Raw genomic sequence first — 1,936 nt, forward strand, 5'->3', positions numbered from 1 at the left:
ACAGTAGTGCGCCGGGAGACCGGTAGGAGGTCAGGGGTGAAAGTCCCCGACAACAAAGAAGTAGCGATTCATGTTGTCCCCGAGTCATGCGCAGTGCACCGCGAGGTGCACTGCGAAGCGTTGACAGGGGTGCGTGTAGGCCAGCCATGGAGCCACGAAATGTTTATTCAGTCCCGAGTGCTGACGCCGTTACTGTGGTGGAAGGCAACACGCGCGCACGCGTCATCGCAAGGGTGCGCGCGACTCGGCGGGGTCAGAGACCCTGGCATGCGCGTACGCCTCTTACATGGGAACCGGGAGATCTGCGGCCTGACCCGCAGCGGGAGTGATCCTGCGCGGGCCCGCATCGGGAAGGTGAGGAGCTGAAGCCGATGATGTACGGACCGCAGAAGTCAGACTCGCCCGTAGTAGCGATGAAGCCGGCGAACAAGCACAAGCACCCGCAGGCGGGGTTGGGCGCGGAGTCGGTGGAGCCAAGGGGCGGGGCCAAGGGGAACGCGAGCCAGTCACGCACGCGCCGGACACAGAGCCGGGAAAGCGTGTTCCAGAGGCTGGATCGCGTGCGTCAAGCCGCTAGGCAGAGGAAGAAGGAGAGGCTCACGGCGCTGATGCACCTCGTCGATGTCGAACTGCTCAGGCAGTCGTACTTCTGGCTACAGAAGAACGCGGCTGCCGGGGTTGATGGCGTCACGTGGCACCAGTACGGCGAGGAACTGGAAGCGAGGCTCGCAGACCTGCACGGGCGCATACACCGCAACGCCTACCGGGCGACTCCGTCGCGGCGCCAGTACATCCCGAAATCGGACGGCCGCATGCGGCCGCTGGGGATCGCGGCGTTGGAAGACAAGATCGTCCAACGGGCGCTGGTGGAGGTGCTCAACACGGTTTACGAGAACGACTTCCTGGGCTTCTCGTACGGGTTCAGACCCAAACGTAACCAACATCAAGCGCTGGATGCGGTGGTCATGGGCATCACGCGTACGAACGTGAGTTGGATCGTGGACGCCGACATCAGGAGTTTCTTCGACACGGTCAGCCACGAGTGGCTGATCAAGTTCGTGGAGCACCGCATCGGCGACCCCCGCATCATTCGCCTGATCGGCAAATGGCTGAAGGCCGGCACGATGGAGGACGGGTTGCTAGCCGCAAGCGAGGAGGGCACGCCGCAAGGTGCGGTCATCTCCCCGCTGCTGGCGAACATCTATCTGCACTACGTCTTCGACCTATGGGCACATCAATGGCGGCGACGCCACGCCCAGGGCAACGTGGTGATCGTGCGCTATGCCGACGACATCGTCGTCGGCATGGACAAGGAATCTGATGCCAAGCGATTCGTGAAGGCGCTGAAGGCGAGACTGGAGCAGTTCTCGCTGGCGCTGCATCCCGAAAAGACGCGCGTGCTGGAGTTTGGTCGCTTCGCGGCTGAAAACCGGGCCAGGCGCGGACAGGGGAAGCCGCAGACATTTGACTTCCTGGGCTTCACGCACATCAGCGGACATGACCGGCGCGGCAAATTCTTGCTGCGCAGGATCACCCGCCGCGACCGCATGGTTGCGACGCTGAAGCGGATCAAGGAGGCACTGCGGCGGCGCTGGCACCAGGCGATCCCAGAGCAAGGGCGTTGGCTACGCCGCGTGGTCCAAGGCTACATGGCCTACCACGCCGTACCCGGCAACTACCAGAGCATGGCGGCCTTCCGAGGCCACGTCACGGATCTCTGGCGAAGGGCGCTCAAGCGCCGTGGACAGAGAGACAAAACGACGTGGCAGCGGGCATACAAGCTCGCCGCTGAGTGGTTGCCGCGCGCTCGCATCCTTCATCCTTGGCCAAACCAGCGCTTCGACGCCACCCACCCAAGGCAGGAGCCCGGTGCGGGAATTCTGCACGCCGGGATCTGCGCGGGGGGCGCCCGGTAACGGGTGGCCCTATCGCAATT

Annotated in this window: 1 protein-coding gene; it reads left to right on the forward strand. The window is 63.8% G+C overall.

Annotated features, from left to right (window positions below):
• The first annotated feature begins 371 nt into the window (after positions 1–371).
• On the forward strand, positions 372–1,916 hold the full coding sequence (gene ltrA / locus ACG04R_RS28365) for a group II intron reverse transcriptase/maturase (RefSeq protein WP_474103942.1): 1,545 nt from the start codon (positions 372–374) through the stop codon (positions 1,914–1,916).
• Positions 1,917–1,936 lie beyond the last annotated feature (20 nt).

It is taken from the genome of Pelomonas candidula (genome assembly GCF_043555985.1).
Lineage (GTDB): Bacteria > Pseudomonadota > Gammaproteobacteria > Burkholderiales > Burkholderiaceae_C > Pelomonas > Pelomonas candidula.

Bases quoted from the DNA above. Each gene is read 5' to 3' on its own strand.
- ltrA (WP_474103942.1), top strand. From the start codon at position 372: ATGATGTACGGACCGCAGAAGTCAGACTCGCCCGTAGTAGCGATGAAG.